Consider the following 726-nt stretch of genomic DNA (forward strand, 5'->3'; position numbering starts at 1 on the left):
GTCGAGGAACTGGATCTTCAGGCACTCGGCTTCAAAGGCGCGGACCCAGCTGCCACCGGTCGGCCTGCGTACCACCCGGCGGTGCTTCTCAAGCTCTACATCTACGGCTACCTGAACCGCATCCAGTCCAGCCGACGCCTGGAACGCGAGGCCCAACGCAACGTCGAGYTGATGTGGCTCACTGGGAGACTGGCGCCGGACTTCAAGACCATTGCCGACTTCCGTCACGACAACGGCGCGGGCATCCGCAACGTCTGCAAGCGCTTCGTGGGCATGTGTCGGGAGCTCAAGCTGTTCACGCAGGCCATCGTGGCCATCGATGGCAGCAAATTCAAGGCGGTCAACAGCCGGGACCGCAACGTCACGCCAGCCAAGATCGATGCGCGTCAGCGGCAGATCGAGCAGAGCATCCAGCGCTACCTCGATGCGCTGGAGACCGCCGACCGTACGCAGCCCGCGGAGGTCGAGGCCAAGACCGAGCGACTGCAGGACAAGATCAAGAGGCTGCGCGAGCAGATGCGCCAGCTCGATGAGACCAAGGAGCAACTGAAGCACGAGCCGGACGGCCAGCGCTCCACCACCGATCCAGACTCGCGCTCGATGAACTCGCAGGCCAAGGGCTCGGGTCTGGTGGGCTACAACGTGCAAGCGGCGGTCGATGCCAAGCACCATTTGATCGTGACACACGAGGTCACCAACATTGGTAACGACCGCTCGCAGCTGAGC

General features: G+C 63.3%; 1 protein-coding gene. It reads left to right on the top strand.

Annotated features, from left to right (window positions below; translation table 11 throughout):
• On the top strand, nucleotides 1–726 hold a 726-nt coding region (locus AC1DXX_RS33390; protein ID WP_478138482.1), incomplete at both ends, for a transposase.

The sequence above is a fragment of the Variovorax sp. P4_B10 genome (genome assembly GCF_056402375.1).